General features: G+C 43.3%; 18 protein-coding genes. 2 read left to right on the top strand and 16 right to left on the bottom strand.

Going from position 1 to position 17,884, the window contains the following annotated elements; genetic code table 11:
• Positions 1-19: 19 nt before the first annotated feature.
• The 15 genes from ACZ449_RS18265 to ACZ449_RS18335 all read right to left on the bottom strand — a co-directional run bounded on the left by ACZ449_RS18265 (position 20) and on the right by ACZ449_RS18335 (position 12,749).
• On the bottom strand, positions 20-1,360 hold the full coding sequence (locus ACZ449_RS18265) for an MATE family efflux transporter (RefSeq protein WP_464257488.1): 1,341 nt from the start codon (positions 1,358-1,360) through the stop codon (positions 20-22).
• A gap of 135 nt (positions 1,361-1,495) precedes the next feature.
• A complete protein-coding gene (locus ACZ449_RS18270) occupies positions 1,496-2,284 on the bottom strand; it encodes a basic amino acid ABC transporter substrate-binding protein (protein ID WP_464257489.1) in 789 nt (262 codons plus the stop codon).
• Positions 2,285-2,573: 289 nt separating this feature from the next.
• Positions 2,574-3,206, bottom strand: coding sequence for a TVP38/TMEM64 family protein (locus ACZ449_RS18275; RefSeq protein WP_464257490.1), 633 nt, complete (start codon positions 3,204-3,206; stop codon positions 2,574-2,576).
• Positions 3,207-3,292: 86 nt separating this feature from the next.
• A complete protein-coding gene (locus ACZ449_RS18280) occupies positions 3,293-4,006 on the bottom strand; it encodes a hypothetical protein (protein ID WP_464257491.1) in 714 nt (237 codons plus the stop codon).
• An 88-nt stretch (positions 4,007-4,094) separates the two neighbouring features.
• Positions 4,095-5,357: an exo-beta-N-acetylmuramidase NamZ family protein gene (locus tag ACZ449_RS18285; RefSeq protein ID WP_464257492.1), complete on the bottom strand. Its 1,263-nt coding sequence runs from the start codon at positions 5,355-5,357 to the stop codon at positions 4,095-4,097.
• A gap of 32 nt (positions 5,358-5,389) precedes the next feature.
• Positions 5,390-5,656, bottom strand: a complete 267-nt coding sequence (locus ACZ449_RS18290; protein WP_464257493.1) for an HPr family phosphocarrier protein — start codon at positions 5,654-5,656, stop codon at positions 5,390-5,392.
• A 40-nt stretch (positions 5,657-5,696) separates the two neighbouring features.
• Positions 5,697-6,452, bottom strand: a complete 756-nt coding sequence (locus ACZ449_RS18295) for a carbohydrate deacetylase (RefSeq protein WP_464257494.1) — start codon at positions 6,450-6,452, stop codon at positions 5,697-5,699.
• A gap of 18 nt (positions 6,453-6,470) precedes the next feature.
• Positions 6,471-7,784 (bottom strand): 6-phospho-beta-glucosidase, encoded by a 1,314-nt coding sequence (locus tag ACZ449_RS18300; RefSeq protein WP_464257495.1) that lies wholly within the window; start codon positions 7,782-7,784, stop codon positions 6,471-6,473.
• Complete coding sequence (locus tag ACZ449_RS18305) at positions 7,772-8,113, bottom strand: PTS lactose/cellobiose transporter subunit IIA (RefSeq protein WP_464257496.1); 342 nt, start codon at positions 8,111-8,113, stop codon at positions 7,772-7,774. The genes ACZ449_RS18300 and ACZ449_RS18305 overlap by 13 nt, the downstream gene beginning before the upstream one ends.
• A complete protein-coding gene (locus ACZ449_RS18310; RefSeq protein WP_464257497.1) occupies positions 8,110-9,378 on the bottom strand; it encodes a PTS sugar transporter subunit IIC in 1,269 nt (422 codons plus the stop codon). The genes ACZ449_RS18305 and ACZ449_RS18310 overlap by 4 nt, the downstream gene beginning before the upstream one ends.
• Before the next feature lie 13 nt (positions 9,379-9,391).
• A complete protein-coding gene (locus ACZ449_RS18315) occupies positions 9,392-9,697 on the bottom strand; it encodes a hypothetical protein (RefSeq protein ID WP_464257498.1) in 306 nt (101 codons plus the stop codon).
• The gene (murQ, locus tag ACZ449_RS18320; RefSeq protein WP_464257499.1) at positions 9,694-10,614 is read right to left on the bottom strand and encodes an N-acetylmuramic acid 6-phosphate etherase; all 921 of its coding nucleotides are present in this window, start codon (positions 10,612-10,614) and stop codon (positions 9,694-9,696) included. Before murQ ends, ACZ449_RS18315 begins: the two co-directional genes overlap by 4 nt.
• Positions 10,615-10,635: 21 nt before the next feature.
• On the bottom strand, positions 10,636-11,556 hold the full coding sequence (locus tag ACZ449_RS18325) for an N-acetylglucosamine kinase (protein ID WP_464257500.1): 921 nt from the start codon (positions 11,554-11,556) through the stop codon (positions 10,636-10,638).
• 208 nt (positions 11,557-11,764) lie between these two features.
• A complete protein-coding gene (locus tag ACZ449_RS18330; RefSeq protein WP_464257501.1) occupies positions 11,765-12,613 on the bottom strand; it encodes a diguanylate cyclase domain-containing protein in 849 nt (282 codons plus the stop codon).
• Entirely contained in the window at positions 12,534-12,749 is a 216-nt protein-coding gene (locus ACZ449_RS18335; protein ID WP_464261963.1) for a hypothetical protein, read from the bottom strand. Before ACZ449_RS18335 ends, ACZ449_RS18330 begins: the two co-directional genes overlap by 80 nt.
• A 235-nt stretch (positions 12,750-12,984) precedes the next feature.
• Between ACZ449_RS18335 and ACZ449_RS18340 the strand changes: the two genes are divergently transcribed.
• Both ACZ449_RS18340 and ACZ449_RS18345 read left to right on the top strand, forming a co-directional pair.
• On the top strand, positions 12,985-13,410 hold the full coding sequence (locus tag ACZ449_RS18340; protein WP_464257502.1) for a MarR family winged helix-turn-helix transcriptional regulator: 426 nt from the start codon (positions 12,985-12,987) through the stop codon (positions 13,408-13,410).
• 33 nt (positions 13,411-13,443) lie between these two features.
• Entirely contained in the window at positions 13,444-14,649 is a 1,206-nt protein-coding gene (locus tag ACZ449_RS18345) for an MFS transporter (protein WP_464257503.1), read from the top strand.
• A 17-nt stretch (positions 14,650-14,666) separates the two neighbouring features.
• Here ACZ449_RS18345 and ACZ449_RS18350 read toward each other — a convergent pair whose 3' ends face one another.
• Positions 14,667-17,783, bottom strand: coding sequence for a bifunctional diguanylate cyclase/phosphodiesterase (locus tag ACZ449_RS18350; protein ID WP_464257504.1), 3,117 nt, complete (start codon positions 17,781-17,783; stop codon positions 14,667-14,669).
• Positions 17,784-17,884: the final 101 nt, after the last annotated feature.

The following is a 17,884-nucleotide window of genomic DNA, read 5'->3' on the forward strand; positions in this document are numbered from 1 at the left end:
TCCCTGTTCATTGCCGTTACTAACTTCCTGTTTCAACTTGGTACGTTCTTAACAATCGCAATAACACTAGCAGCGCTACTATCGCTGCGCCCATTGCTGCCAATGGATGACTCCAAAACACCCCTTGTGCGCCCCAATAGCTGCCAATCCAATAAGCCAGCGGCACCCGTAATACAATAATGTACACAAAAGAAATAATCATCATAAATGCTGGCCGCTTCAACCCTTGTACCGTACCATTGAAAGCAAATAGTACTGTAGAAAAAACAATGGCGACTCCTGATGCTTGAATGGCATAGCCACTAACTTCTCTCAATTCTGCCGGAGGGCGGAAAACAGCATTTAAAGCATGGGGAAATGAAACAAATAGAAGCATAACCGGTAATACAATACCAAGGGATAATACAAAGAAAAATTTCACGCCGCTTCGAATACGCATATAGTCTTGTTTTCCAGCATTAAAACTAATAAAAGTTGCCAACGCATTACTCATACCCATGATAGGTAACATAACCATCATTTCCGTACGCGACATCATATTCCATGCGTCAACTGCAACTGCACCAAATTGAATGAGTACTCCATTCAGGAGCATTAAGCCAATGGGAGAAACCAGATAAGAAAGAGCAATAAACATACCCTGACCAGCAATCCGTTTCCATTGTTTTATCATTCCTGTAGTAGGGATAATTGTCAGGCGCCTACACCCAGCCACTCGCAACCGCCAACTTAAGTAAATAGCAGCCCCAAGCTGTCCAAGCAATGTACCCATAGTTGCGCCAGCAGTCCCAAGTTCGAGGCCAAATATCAGTACTGGATCAAGCAGCAAATTCAGCACATTCCCCAAAATCATTCCCTTCATCGGCGTCACTGTATCCCCTTTGGCAATAAACAAGGCTTCCGCAGTCATTACATATCCCATAACAGGAAAGCCAGCAACTAACCAAAAAGTAAATCCGTAAATATGCTCCATAACCATTGCATCAGCACCCAAAAACGTAAAAAACCCACGACATAGTTCAGGCAGCATGAGGGGCAAAAAGCATATCATCATGATTGTCATAAGTGGCAATATTGCCATGCCCATCTTCTGGGCATCAGCCTCATTACCAGCGCCTCTATCATGACTGATCAACACCACACTGCCCATGGCAATTCCCTTACCTAGTGAAAGAGCGATATATGATAATGGCACCGCTAGAGAAATGGCGGCTAAAGGCAGTTCACCTAACCAAGAAATAAAGATTGTATTAACATAAGAATATAAATTCTGAAAAAACAATGAAATCATTAAGGGAAGAGCTAAATGGATAATTACTCGCGGAACAGGACCATTGGCCATATCTAGTCTAACCGTCATTTTAGCCTCCTCCAGCATCGTATAACCAAACTATGTTACGTTGTTTAATATCATTAAATTTACCATAAAATACAAAACTCCTGCAAAAAATTCAAAATAAGAATTTCTTGTAGGAGTTTGACAACCTATGGTGTGCTATGGCTTTTTCCCAAACCACGTCTCATAAATTTTATCATATTCACCATTTTGCTTAATTTCATCAAGGGCTTTATTAACCTTTTCAATCATTTCCGTATTACCCTTCTTCACAGCAATTCCACAGTATAATGCCTTATGGATATCGCCTACCATCTTAGCATCTTTTGAACCGCCGCCATTCTTCAGATAATATGCATTTACCGGAACGCTGTTAACTACTGCATCCACGCCGCCCGCTTTTAGCTCTAAGTTAGCTTCTGATGTATTATTAAACTCGCGAACGCTGGCATTAAGCACTTTTTTAGCTTCTGCAGCTCCGGTTGTACCAATTTGTACCCCAATCTTTTTACCCTCTAGATCATTCCAGTTTTGTATAGTGCTATTGTCAGCTCTAACTAAAATATTTTGTCCTGATTCATAATACGGGTTAGAAAATAGTACTTTCTTCGAGCGTTCTTCGGTAATTTGCATACCGGAAACAATTGCATCAATTGTTCCTCCATCTACCGCCGGAATCAAACCATCAAACTGGGTGCTAACGATCTGAGGTTCATAGCCAGCTTTGGTAAACACTGCCTTTGCTAAATCAATATCAAAGCCAACATATTCTTGAGTTTTTTCATCCTGAAACTCAAAGGGTGGAAAGGTTGTTTCCGACCCAATCTTAACAATTTTTTTACCGGAATTAGCTGGTGCCGCCTGTTTTTGTTGACCACAACCAGCAAGTGCTACTATTGACAGTAAAAAAGTCGTTAATATAAAATACAACGTCAATTTTTTACGCAATGCATTTCCTCCTTTATTTAGTTAAAATGGTAATGATGTAAATATTATTGCATATTATTCCTTTTTATGCAACTGCATAAAAACAGTAGTAGTCTTACAAGTAAAAAATGCTTTATGATCCACATGTTACATGTGTTCATAAAGCATCATTACTTAAAGACTTTTATACTATGATTCATTATAATTAACGGGAGCAAACTTTACAAGCACACAGTAAAAATCATACATAATACATGTTATTGCAACAAGAATGCATTCTCACGGGGGACATTACCCTTATTTATCTACTCTAACGCTCTTGACACAGTCTTCGTAGATAAATACTCATTATAACAATAAGTATGGCAACTAGCACAGCCATTGATAAAGATTGGAACATGATATTACCAAAATAGCTAAACGCGACAGCACCAGGCACACTGCCCATCACAGTCGCCAAAACATATGGCCAAAATCGCACCTTAGACAGCCCGGCAAGAAAACTAACAGCATCCCAAGGTAATACGGGAGCTAGACGCAGAATCAATACTGTTCTGAAACCATGCCTCACTGACTGATTATCTAGTTCTTCCAGCAGTATCCATTTCGGCCAAAATCGCTTGAGTCTATCGCGGCCCACCAGGCGAGCTACCCCAAAGCACAAAGCGGCCCCGCAAACTGTACCGATAATTAGATATATCGCTCCCCACAGTGGCCCAAACGCTAAGCCACCAGCAACAGCCAATATAATGGCTGGAAAGAAAACAAGCGGACGAAAAACATTACATAAAATAAACAGTAGTGGGCTCCAGTAACCCAAGGATAAAATCGTATCACGAATCATCTCTGGTTTAAACCGCTCAATGCCAAACACATAAACATAAAGAATACCTACTACGATAACACCTACAAAACATCCAGCTACTGCCGGTCTAAACGCCATTTGATCAGAGTATCTCATAAGGGTTAATTATAGCCGCTATAGCATTCAAATGTAAAGAAAATTTCTTTTTTGTGAATTTACTTGACTCAGGATTTTTTGACAGCTTCCAGACGCTCGGCTGCACGCTTTAAGCTCCGATCGACCATGCCATCCTTACCCTTGTCCACAGCGTCACGGCTATCCACCATTTTCCATACTGTCGCATTACTCTTGGCATCAAGCAAGGTCAGTTCGACTGCCGTATGCGCCGTAATTATATCATGAGCCGGCACTATTCTGGTTTCAGTGACCGGCACATCCACCCATTCCTTGACTGTCATCTTTTTGCCGTCAGCACCAGTCACCACCTTCTTGAGGAAAACCTGCTTGGTGGTCTCATAGGTTTCTAGTTTCTCAGGAATAAAACGTGCCGTATCTTTATAGATACTGAAGCGCACCTGTAAGATGCCCTGGCAGTAAACAGCCCCGCCCTCTTGGAGTAACTTCTCATATCGCTGCGGATCACTCTGCGCCAAAGAAGCCACATCTTCGCCGCTGGCCTTGCTCAGCCTTTGCACCAACTCCTCCTCACTTAAAAAGCCCAGTCCAGCCTGAGCAAATTTTAAGTTTTGAGAAAAAACTTGCTGTACCTTATCGTTCAGAATGCGCCGCTTCAGCTCATCTGCCTGTACACCCTCGGCAAAGCTCGTCTGCACTAACACCAATTTCATCGCGGCAAAATTATAGCCTGGCTGCTTCCATTCATCCTTTCGCTCCTCGGCGCTCATCGTTGTTGGCACCAGCCACAGTACGAGGAGCATTGCCACCCATAGATATTGTTTCCAGGATTTCATTTTATCACCTTCTCCTTTACACTCACCAACTGCAATTCTTCACAAACTGCCAGCCTTACTCCCCTGGCAACTTACTCAGTGGATAAATATAGTAGGCTTTTGACATCTCCTTAAACTGCTTTGCCTCTTGATCCCACTGGGACAGTACTTCCTCTAAACTATACCGTCCAAGCCTCAGGGCATCATCACCGGTAATCAAGTCAATCATTGGCGCCCCTTTGCCGTTGAAGCTGTAGGCGAACTGGTTATCATTTAGAGCTTGCACCGTATATAGCAAGCTCAAGCCTGTACGTACAGGCCGAAAAGCCTTGCGGTCAGTTATATGCAATTGAACACCATTGCAGGTTTCACCGGTAAAGTTTCCGAAACGCGGGATATAGTGCGCCGGACGAAAAATTACGCCCGGAAGCTTCATAGCGTTCATCTGATTAGCTAAGCTCTCAGCGTCAAGCCAAGGAGCACCGACAAAGTCAAAGGGTCTGGTCGTCCCTACACCTTCCGAAATATTTGTCCCGCCGAAAATGCCAGTGCCAGGATAGACCAAGGCAGTATCTGGTGTCGGTATATTGGGTGATGTCATGACCCAGGGCAGCCCAGTGTCGTCAAAGTACATCTCACGGTGCCAGTTGTTCATTTCAATAACTGCCAGATCACAGCCGATTCCAAATTCCTTATTAAATAACTTGGCCAATTCACCAACAGTCATGCCATGTCTAATGGGAATGGGGTACATGCCGATGAAAGACTCAAATCCAGGTTTGGTAATACCGCCTTCCACCTCAACTCCCCCTATCGGATTAGGACGATCAAAAACAACAAAAGTCTTCCCGTTTTCTTTAGCTGCTTGCATGGCGTAAGCCATTGTATAGATATAAGTATAAGCACGTGCTCCAACATCCTGGATATCAAAAGCAATGACATCCAGATTTTCCAGCATCTCTGGAGTCGGTTTTTTAGTGGCGCCGTATAGGCTGAACACAGGTAATCCTGTCTTACTATCTTTTTGACTGCCAACCTTATCGCCGGCAGGTACTGCCCCGCGAATGCCGTGTTCCGGAGAAAATAATGCTACAAGCTTAGTTTTAGCAGCTAATACATCAATTGAACTTTGAAACTGGCTGTTCATGCCGGTTGCGTTAGTAATAAGCCCTACTCTTTTACCTGAAAAAAGACTTAGGTGCTGATCAACATTATCAATTCCCAGTTTTACCTTACCAGCTTCCTGGTTCGGAGAACTGGCATACCCATTGGGCATTGCTACTAACAGTACTACTGCCATCAATAGTATCACAACCATTGTGTACTGCTTACTTTTCAAAGTGTTCCTCCTCCTGTCGTTCAGCGTAAAAATTAGTTTTCCCCGAAACCGGACTTTATTAGAGAGATAACGGCTTCCAGTGCTTGCACTTCCCCTTCACCATTCACCCTGACAGTGATACTATCCTCTTGCTTGATTCCTGCGCTCATTACAGCCAGAATACTCTTGGCATTGAAAGTTTTTCCGTCTTTCACAAGTACCACCTCACAGGAAAAGCTACTGATTAATTTAATCAGTACTGTGGCGGGACGAGCATGTAACCCTACTTTATTTACTACAGTTACGGTTTGTTCTACCATGATTTTCTCCTTACAATGAAAATTCGCTGCATATCATATATCATACCTGCAAAGCGTCAAACCCCACAAGACGGATGCCGTTATTTTTAATGAAGTCCTGTATTTCCTGAGACGTTAAGACCGCTAATTCGTTTTCGCGCCAGTGATTGTATGAGCTAATATCATAAAGCAATTGATCTGGGTTGGCCGGGTGGCACATGATTTCTAACGTTCCACACAGGTGACTTTGGATAATTTGTTTTAAGTTATCAAGCGTAGCCCCCTGCTCATAGAAATTCAGTGAAATTGCATCTGTAGTTGCTATACCCGCATTTTTTATCGTTTGCCGCACAGTCTCATTACCTTGTCTAAGTGGTACGCGTAATTGCTGCGCCAAATCAATAGCTATATCTAGTATCGCCGGATAGGTATGGGCATGGTGATGACTATCCAGGTGAGTCAAACCGAGTCCTATGGCTAAGAACTTCTCAACCTGGGCGTTCAGTTCACGTTTTATATCAATCGGCTTCATGAGCGGAACAGTTTCAGCAGCCTTACGCCTAAATCGCCCCTGGGCATCTACCAGGCTAGGAACTTGCCCAGCCGCTAAGACCGGCTCACCAAAGGTAAGATTAAGGTGTAGCCCTACCCTAGTTATACCGTGCTGTTTTAGCTTCCCGATAGCATCTTGGGTAAAGCTGGTATTAACCATCAAGGTAGTGTCAGTAACTATGCCCTTAGTGATTGCCTTGATAATTCCCTCATTACATCCAGGTGTCAGCCCCAGATCATCCGCATTAATGATTAAATCAAGCATACTTTTCCCCCGCTTTCGTTAATCCTCAAATTGAGGCAGATACTCCGCATTTATCATTAACAAATCGGCTAATAGTTGTTTGGCAATCCCTACCGATGGCACCAGCGGGTGGTTTGCTAAAGCCTGTAGCGCCTTATTGCGGTCACCATGTACCCCAGCCTCAATAGCCAGCATTTCATAGGCTTTGACATGCTGCACAAGTCCGGCAAGTTCTGGCGGCAGCTCCCCTACCACCAGCGGTAATGCCCCATTTTTACTAATTACACAATTCGTTTCGATAACAGCGTCATCTGGTAATCCGCTTATCGCTCCGTTATTGGCGATGTTTACTGTGTGTATTTCCCGTTTATCATTATAAATAGCGCTGATTAGCGATACCGCAGCATCTGAATAATAGGCGCCGCCCCGCTTTTCAAGCTCTGCCGGTTTTTCAGCCAATTGAGGGTCTTGATACAGCTCAAATAACCGGCTCTCTACTGCCTTCACCACCTCGGCTCTTGTTCCTCCCCCGCCCTGGGCTGCTGCCGCCTGTTCTTCAGCAAGAATTGCGTCAGTCATATAATAGTACCTGTGGTAAGGACAGGGTACCATGCCAAGTGCTTGCAGGAAATCGCCGTCCCATTTAAGATCTGGTATGTTTTTCATCGTAAGCGCCGCCCCGTCCTGCATCAGCTCCAGAACTTTGGCAGTAACATCAATACCTTTATGCCACACCGTGCGTCCCCATACAAGATGATTGAGTCCAGCAAAATCAATATAGACTTCGTTAGCGTCAGCATCCAACAGTTTTGCAATCGTCATCTTTAAATGGATCGGAACATTACATAACCCAATACATTTTACATTGGTGTGCCTAAGAACACTCTCGGTAATCAGCCCTGCCGGATTAGTGAAATTGATTAACCAGGCATCTGGGCATAACCGCTCCATATCCTTGCAAATAGCAAGAATTACCGGGATAGTACGCAACGCTTTAGCAAAGCCGCCTGGGCCGGTAGTTTCTTGTCCCAATACACCGTATTGTAAAGGAAACCTCTCATCTTTGGCGCGGGCGGCAAGACCGCCAACCCGAAACTGGGTCACAACAAAATCGGCACCCTGTAGCGCCTGCTCCCGGTCGAAACAGGACGTAATACTAATCTTAAGACCTGCCTTATCCACCATTCTGCGTGATAATTCAGCAATAATGGCTAGCTTTTTTTGCCCGGCCGGGATATCAACAAGACATATTTCGGCAACCGACAGTTCACCGGCTCGCCGGATAAAGCCGTCGATTAATTCCGGCGTATAACTGCTGCCCCCACCGATAACAACAACTTTTAATCCTGACACTCTGACGCCTCCAGTTTAGCAGCAAGCTGTTTTATTGTTTTGTGCATTTCAACCATGTTCTCAATAAGATTCTTTTCCGACAGTGCTGTCATCAAATGATCCTGCGCATGCACAAACAAGAGTGTTATCTCAACTTTATTACCCTGGGCCTCCTGCTGAATCATATCAGCCTGGACCCGGTGAGCAGCACTGACTTCTTCCTCCGCTTGCCGTAAATGTTCAGCCGCTTTATCAAAATCTCCCGCCTGCGCGGCCCGCAGCGCTTCATAGGCCTCAGCCCTGGCATTACCAGCATGAAGAATAATCGTAAATATAATTTCTTCTGTCATTTCTTCTCCTCTTCTAATTCCCCAGCAGCTCCTTCTCTAATGAGTTTTCGCTCATAGGCTTTGAGGAACGGATAATATAATGCAGCGGTAATTGTTATGTTGACAAGTACCAGCAGGATAGCCCGCCAGTCACCACCTGTTGCCAGATACGCACCTATAGGCGCAGGCAGTGTCCAAGGCACGAGTATATATGGCTTACTTACTAATCCCATATCCATAGCAAAATAAGTAAGGATTCCAATGGTAATCGGGCCAAGCAGAAATGGTACAAATAACAGCGGATTAAGCATAACTGGAACGCCAAATATAACCGGTTCATTGATATTACAAAGCCCTGGTAACAGGGAAGCTTTACTCATACTTTTAAGATAAGGTGCCTTAGAAAATAGCATAATAAGCACCAGGCTAAGGGTTGCTCCCGAACCACCAATCCAAACAAACCACTGGAAGAAGGGCTCAGGCGCAATATTCGGTATAGGTTGTCCAGCCGCAGCCGCAGCAATATTTTGGTCTAATAACACTAACCAGATTGGCCTCGCTACACTGCCAACTACGGAATCACCGTGAATTCCAGTAGCCCACAGGAGCGTTATGATAATAATAGGTACTAAAATACCTGCTAACGTATTGCCGGCCAATACTAATGGCTGAAATAATTGTAAAACAAAGTGATGAATATCAAATCCAAGAAAATCCCGGATTACCCAGATTGATGGTATAATAATTGCCGCCGGAATAAGTGCCTCAAACGATTTGGCAACAGACTCCGGTACGCCTTCCGGCATCTTAATTGTCAGCTTGTTACTCTTAGCAAACCGCAATACCTCTACAGCAAAAATGGCCATAAGGATCGCGACAAACATACTGCCGCCCCCGAGGTTCTCCATGAGCAACGCTTGCCCCTTGTCTGAGTAGGCGACAGGCACACTTGTCAGTACGAAGGCGGCCATCGACAAGATGCCGCCAGACACCCCGTCCAATTTATAAGATTTAGCAAGATAATAGCCAATACTATGGCAAGCATAAAGTGCCATAAGCCCCATGGTTAAACGGAACGGTATGAGAATTTGGCCTGCATATGGTTTGACAATCGCTGCCAACGATGCCACTGGGGGAAAAGCCAGGATCAAAAAGAAGCTGCCAACAATAATGAGCGGTATGGTCGAAATAATACCATCACGTACTGCCCGTAGATGGCGTTGTTCTGACAGCCTGGTCATGAAAGGTATCAGGTATTTGTTAAGCAGTTCAAAGAATTTATGCATCTACTTCTCCTGTCTACCCCAATACTTTCTTAACTTCTGCAAGAATAATCGCACCGCCCAACGGATTGTAGCCCTGCGGGGGAATAACTATTATCGGAACAGTAGCTTCTGCTGCAGCCTCTTGAAAAAAATCGAATCGGTGACGTACCTGGGGCGCAACAAGTGCTATGTCCCACCCATTGTTCACTTCTTCAGCAAACGCGCCGCTGGCTACTGACTTAACATCAACAGTTAGACCAGTCTTAGCCGCTTCCTTTTCAATCGCTTTAACGACAATAGCGCTTGACATTCCACCCGAACAAACCAATAATAGCTTCATCTTTCCATCTCCTTGTCAATACTTGTAATCGCCTGGCGAATAAAGCCGCTAGCTGCGGTAAGATAGCGAGCCGCCTGTTCGGCAGAACATTCGCGTTTGATCATAACAATAGCTGTCTTGGGATTTAGTCCAGCCTGAACCAGCACTTCACCTGCCTGTTCCCGGCTTACTCCTGCCCCCAATGCAACAATACGTTTCGCCCGTTCCATCAGCTTAGCATTGGTTGGGCGAACATCTACCATTAAATTGCCGTACACTTTGCCAAGACGGATCATGGTTGCCGTAGTCAGCATATTGAGCACCAGCTTCTGAGCAGTACCGGCTTTCATCCGGGTAGATCCAGCAATAACCTCCGGCCCTACCAACGGGGTAATCGCTAACTTAGCAACTTTTGACACCGCCGATTCTGGCGTACAACTAATGGCAACAGTGAACGCCCCTACCTTATTAGCATACTCTAAGCCCCCAATAACATAAGGAGTTCTACCGCTGGCAGCGAGACCGACAACTACATCCCTTGCTGACAAGTTTATTGTCTGTAACTGACTAATCGCTCCATCATACTGATCCTCGGCCCCCTCTACCGCCTCGACCAAAGCTCTGTTACCTCCTGCAATCAAACCAATTACCAGACCTGGCTCAACACCAAAAGTAGGCGGACACTCGGCAGCGTCCAGCACACCCAGCCGGCCGCTGGTTCCGGCTCCAAAATAAATCAACCGCCCCCCTTTTTTGATCGCAGTCGTTATCTTATCAACTGCAGCAGCAATATGAGGGGTTTCTTTTGCCACAGAACCGGCAATCTTGTTGTCCTCATTATTAATTACCTTAAGTAGTTTGTCTGTATCCAATTCATCAATATTCACGGTTTGAGAGTTGACTGCTTCTGTCAGTAGCTCGTCTGTTTCTACATGCATTCAATCGCTCCCTGCTTGAAATTAATATTTTCCCTGGGTCAATTCAAGAGCAAGGCTCACCGCTCCTGCCACTGGCTGGTTTGGGGAAGATACAATTATGGCCTTATCAACTAACACTTTCTCCACTTGAGTACGGATCAACGGTATGTTACAAACAATGCCGCCGAATGTACATACTTGCACAGGTTCTTGCTGACCAAAACCGCGGGTGAGTACCGACTCTACTAAAGCGGCAAGCTCATTTCCCGCTTGAATCAATATCTCACTTGCTACTTCGTCACCCTTGGCGGCAGCTGCCGCTACTACTTTGGCTAATGAAGCAACCTCAGCTTTGGACATCGCGCAATTATTAATATAACCGATCATCTCATCCCAGCTGCTTAGGCCTATGCTTTCCATTATCATCTCTAAAAGTACAGTAGCTTTATCTCGTCCTTCGGCAGCCCGAATTCCTCGCACTAATGCCTGACGCCCAATGGCATAACCACCGCCCTCATCACTGGCAAGGTGACCCCAACCACCGGCGCGAATGACTTCCCCTTGCTGATTTATTCCATACGCAATGGAACCAGTCCCGGCAATTAAAATAATGCCTTCTGCTTTGCCTAAACCTGCAACCATAGCAATTTTCGCATCACTATTAACTAAGTACCGGCAGGGTAACTCCAACCCAGTAAGTGTCTGCATTATAATTTGCTTATCTCTTAACCGATCAGCACCGGCTAAACCTAAACTAACGACCTGCAAATCGGTCTTCTTACCATTACAGCTAACCACAAGCTCCTCGATAATATCTGAAATTACCGCCTTAAAATGTGGCAACCCTGTTGTGTGGTAGTTACCTGCCCCTTTCTCCACCTGGCCTAAAACCGTGCCTGCAAGATTAGCAGCCCAGCCCACAGTTTTAGTTCCACCGCCATCTATACCTATTACCCATTGCATCAGCATCACCTAATATATCTTTTTCCTATTTATCAATATTTGACACAGGTTACTCCCTTTCCTTGTAGTAATACCCACTTGCCACAAAACTCCTGCAAGAATTTCTCGCAGGAGTTTCACTATTACTGATGATACCGTCCTCCTATTAGTAGCGATGACAAATATCCAAATATCAAGTTAAGCAACTGTCCTCTTGACTCATTGCAATTTACCCATAGCAAACATATCTGCTACCTCCATTTTTCTTGGCCTCATACATGGCTTTGTCGGCATAACTCATCAGATCAATAACGCTGTCCGCATCTTCAGGAAAGAAACTTATGCCGATACTCACACCGATTCTTACTTTGTGTGCACCAATAAGTATTGTCTGATGGAAATTTTCAATCAGACAATTAGCTACATGCTCGACTGCGCAACTATCGCCAATTCCAGGCAATATAGCCATAAACTCGTCACCAGCTAAGCGGGCAACAAAATCCTGTTTACGCATCACATGGCAAATCCGATCGGCCACTACTTGAAGCAAGGCATCTCCGGCAGCATGCCCGTACGAATCATTAACTTTTTTCAAGCCATCAACGTCAAGAAACATAATAGCAAATGATTTATTTAATTCCCTGTGTTGGTCAATTACACGACCAAGTTCTTCTTCGAATGACCGCCGATTTGGCAAATTTGTAAGTGGATCACGAAATGCATATTGACGGATAACTTCTTCATTATTGCGGCGCGCACTGATATCGCGAGTGATACCATTATATCCAATCAATTGATTATCATCCCCAAATATGGGGTTTACTGTAACCTCCGCCCAAATATGATGCCCATCCTTATGGATCACTTCGACGGTATACGTTGAACTCCCCCATCTCTGCCCTGCATCTTGCAAGGCCTTACGGCTTGCGTATCCCTGGCTGACAATATCTATCGATTCTTGTACAAGAATCCCGAAAAGATGCCGCCCGACTATTTCTTCAGGTTGATAGCCCAAGAGATTTTTTACCGCTGAAGATACGTACACAAATCGAAACTGATCGTCGAGCCGAAATCGCATCAATTGAGTGTTCAGTGAGAAACCTATATAGTTCTTCGCTTCTCTGTAGTTCCGCCTTAACCTGTTTCAGATGCTCAACCGTCTCTCTCAATTCATTTATTTCACAGCGTTCCAGTGTCTCCTCGTCCAGTCTCATGGTTACGCTCCCTTCAAGCTACTACAATTAAATATTCACTATTACTTCCCCTAAACGCACAAAAATCCTGCCAAATTATACAAATTACGGCATAATTTTCACCAGTGAACCTGATCTTCCCGACTACTCTACTATGTAAATACTTGACACAAAAACGCAATAATAATATACTAGTCAATAATACACTAGTTAATAATATACTAGTGTATTATTATTTTGTTAAACGAGGTGACCTATGAATCCAGGTAAATTGATTCATTTACTTTATCAAACCACGCGCGCTATTTCCCAAGGGATAAATCAAATGCTTGTACCCTATGGGCTATATAGTTCGGAATGGTCCATTATTATGGCTATAAACGAACTTGGTCCTATCTCCCAGATTTCTCTGGCTAATTACTTAAATATAGAACCAGGAGCAATATCTAAAAGCGTGGTAAGACTGGAACAAAAAGAATTTGTTGAAAGAAAGACTGGAAATGATAAACGCGAGAAAAAGGTTTTTCTAACTGCTAAAGCACTAAGCCAGTACCCTATTTGGGAAAAAGTTATAGACAATCAAAGACAAGCTATTTTAGCCGACTTGTCTGAAGAAAAACAAAACGAATTGTATATAATGTTGCAATCAATTTATTCAAACTCTCAGAAGCACAAGATTTAATATTACTCATTTTTACTTAGAAGGGACAATTAGATGATGATTAATCACGAAAAATTATGGACAAAAGATTTTATCTTATTTACCATTTCCAATGCTTTTTTATTTAGCGGTTTTCATATTTTTCTGCCGACACTTCCTATTTATGTTTTAAATCAAGGCGGAACCAGTACAGATGTCGGCCTATTATCCGCAATTTTTGTTTTTTGTGCAATATTGATTCGTTTTTTTACGGATTATGGAATACGAAAATGGGGCAAAAAATACTACTTATACATCGGCTGTATATTATGCTTGATTGCTGCCATTAGTTATATCTTAGCGACTTCAGTACCCCGCTTACTTTCCTTGCGGGTATTCCATGGCCTAGGTTTCGGTATAGCCACCACTTTGTATGCTACCATTGTATCTGACATACTTCCTAAGTCACGCCGCGGGGAAGGAATAGGTTACTTTGGCCTGGGTACAACCCTTGCAATGGCCATTGCCCCAGGCCTCGGGGTATGGATTGTTGATAACTTTTCTTTTAATAATCTATTTATTGTAGCAATGATTAGCCAGATTATCGCACTCGTGTGCATGAGTCTTTGTTCCATTCCGGATGATCGAACAGCCACCTCACATAATCAGGAAAATTCGTCTTTTATTGATAAACTACTTGAAAGGCGGCTGCTATTTCAAGCATTTCTTACTGTGCTTTTCGGTATTTGCATCGGTGGAGTTTTAAATTTCATCGCTTTGTTAGCTAAGGAAGCGCATATTGCTAACGCAGGCTATTTTTTTCTGATTTGCACCCTGTGTATCTTTTTATCACGGTTAGTAACAGGAAGAATATTTGATAAAAAAGGTCCTGCCTGGGTCATTTTGCCTGGAACAATACTATTCTTACTGGGTTTCGTTGTTTTGGCGCAAAGCAAAAGCATGGCCTCTTTCCTGACAGCCTCGGCACTATACGGATTTGGTTATGGCACAATTTTCCCGGCAATACAAACATGGATGTTTAATCTTGTACCGGCTTCTAAACGTAGTGCAGCTAGTGCAACCTTTTATAATATGGTTGATATTGGTAATGGTGTAGGATCTGTTGCCTTAGGGGTGCTCGCGGGGAAACTTGGATATGCATCGATTTATTGGTGCTCTTCCATAATTATGGGCATTTTCCTAATCAGCTATATATGGTTCGTGTGCAATGAAAGGCAAGCTTTGTCCGGTACTCCGCAAGAAGTGGAAGCCGAAGGATAAAATAACATCATATAATGTTATTGCATCCCTTGTACCAATTTGATGGCAACCTCCTCCGTAAGTGGCTTACTGAAAATATACCCTTGTATACGATCACATCTGTACTCTGACAATATTTTTAATTGCTTTTCAGTCTCCACACCTTCTGCTACTACGGTGAGACCCAAAGTATGACCTAAATTAATAATTGCCCCCACAACGTGCAACTGTGCTTGGTCATTAATAATCTCGGCGATAAACGATTTATCAATTTTTAGTACCCCTACGGGTAAACTCCTTAAATAAGTTAATGATGAGTAACCAGTACCAAAATCGTCTAGCGAAAGTGTTACTCCAATCTCTCGCAATTGACACAGCTTGAGAATAGCATCATTCACCGATTCAATAAAAACACTTTCGGTAATTTCAATTTCAATCTGCCCCGGCTTTATACCTGCATTCTCGATACAACTGCGAACCTTCTCCACAAAGCTGTCTGATACCAACTGCCGCAAGGAAATATTCACCGCTACGTGAATATTTCCTTGCCCCATGTCTGATAATTGCCTGGCAAAACGACAAGCCTCTGTAAGTACCCATTCACCGATAGGCACGATAAGACCGGTTTGTTCAGCTAAAGGAATAAAGCGGTCAGGAGGCATGAAACCATGGTCAGTACTGTTCCACCGCAGCAGAGCCTCGAAACCAACAAGCCGCTCTCCCGCTGAAGTAAACTGTGGCTGGTATTGCAGCGAAAACTCTCCACGTTCCAACCCTCGCCGCAAACCATTTGTTAACACCATTTTTTCATTGGTCTCTTGGAGCAATACCGGCTCGTAAAAACGCCAACAGTTCTTCCCCGCCTTCTTAGCAGCATACATAGCGATGTCAGCTTTTTTAAGGAGATCCTCAGCTATGCTGCCGTCATCAGGATAAACTACAACTCCAACACTAGCTGATAAATGTACCCTCTCAAAAGCTACCCGGTATTCCTTGCAGAGTTCACCTATAACATTATTCGCAATTTTAGCTGCTCTATCCCGGTTAGTTTCCCCTGGCACGACAACAATAAACTCGTCGCCGCCTATACGAGATATAAATGCCCTTTCACCGACTGCCGCTACAAGATACTGGCTTACTGTAACAAGAACATCATCACCAAGAGAATGCCCAAAATTATCATTTATTTCTTTAAATTCGTCTAGATCAATAAACAAGATAACACCAGATGATTGACCAGGATGAACCCTCTTCAGCACTGCCTTTAGATACAGATTTAAACTCACACGATTAGGTAAACCTGTCAACAGGTCATGAAATGCAATCTCGCTAATCTTCTTCTGTGCAGTATCCTGTTCCAAGGCCACAGATGCCAGATCAGCAAACTGATGCAGACTGGCTAAATCCGCCTCTTTAATAGCCGTGGCGACCTCACTCCAACTTATTGTAAGAATTCCGCTAACCTTACCGGCTTGTTTCAGGGGAACAGCGATCACACTACTTGTTGAAGGGTTTAATGTTTTATCAAAAATCCGCTTAGGATGGGTACGATAATCGGCAATGTAAAAAATCTTACCCGTAGAATAAATCTGTCCATGTATCCCTAAATTGCCTGGTTGTGACTGCATAATCTGCGCTTTATCGATTCCGATACCATAATGGATATAAAAATTTTCCCCGCTGTCATCAAACAAGCCTATATAGCCTGCCACAGCATTAAGCAGTTTTATTGCATTATGTAAAATTGTTTCAAGGATATCTTCCCTTTCACCGGCTTGTCGCTGTGTTAAGAGACCAGTTATCGCTCTGTATTGCCGTTCACGCAGTATTAGATTTTCCTCAGTTTGACGCCTAGCTACATTTTCATCATTCAGACGTTGATTGGTATCCTCCAGTATTTCATTCATTCCTAACAGCTCTTCATTCATAGCTAGCATTTCTTGATTGGCAGCCTCCAATTGAGCCGTCCGTGCATCAACCAAACTTTGTAAACGCTCGCGATGCTGGCGCAATTCATCTACCATTTGGTTAAAATTTGCGGCCAAGATGCCAACTTCGTTAGACGAGTTAACTGTTAGCTGTACGGCCAGATTACCATCTTTAATCTGGTTAGTAGCGCGCACTATCTCTATTAGAGGATTAGTCAGTCTACGTGAGAACCACATTGTCAAAAATGCCGAAAATACAATAACCAATATTCCAACAAGAGTAGCATTTAACGTTACGTAATCCATAAAGGCCATAACAGTTCTTTTTTCTTGTACTACAATCAAGCTCCAGGGTTTGGACTTTCCCGGTATGGAAATAGCCCTGTATGCACACATATACTTGTCACCATTAGTGTCGATGTATTCTCCTGCGCCGATCTCACCTGCCGTAACCTTAGCGACGATAGTTTGCAAAGAGGGCGTAAGTTCAAAGGGGATTTCCTCAGTAATTTCATTATTTTTGTCATCTCTCAGTGGTACGCCAGCCAAATCTCTCAATAATACTTTTTTCTTCATTGTTTTATAATTATATAGTTCAGCAGCCTGTTGCCTATCAGAATGAGCAATCACTACCCCTTCTCCATCTAAAAGGTAGGCATAACTTTCCCCACGCGAACTATAAGTCTCTACCATCTGCTGCAATTGGTTTATTTCAATATCTGCCAATAAAATCCCGTATAACTTACCCTTTGAATATAACCCCTGAATAATGGACGTTACCGGCGAGTCTGAAAATACGGAGTAATAGATTGAGGAAATATACGGCTGTCTTTCCGCGATAAATTTTTTGAACCACCATCGCTCGGATCTGTTGACCAAAGAGCCACTCGTTTTAGCTGTTTGGTCTCCACTAAGGTTCTGAATAGCTAACACCTGGTAAAAGGGATACTTTCTTTTAATCTCTGCTAATAATTGATATTGTTGTTCGGCATCCATGTTTTCCAAATCAGGATATTCAGCGATTAGTTGGTTGACATTATATGCATTCTGCATAAACTGAGCGATATTAAAGGCCAAGCTTCCTGCCGTATCCTGAAGGCTATATTGCATCTTCTTTTCATAATCTTCTGATATCAAAGAGTGACTAATCATCAGGGTAGAAACCATCGCAAGTAAGATTAGCAAACATATAATTAAAGTCAATTGATGGCGAATTGAAAGCTGCATATAATTAATTACACCCCAAATTTCTTGTAATTCATGAGAAGCGGAGGCCTTAATTGCTAATTTGATATAATCATATATTCTAACGAAATTTATTAATCCCT

Source organism: Desulfosporomusa polytropa (assembly GCF_055380075.1).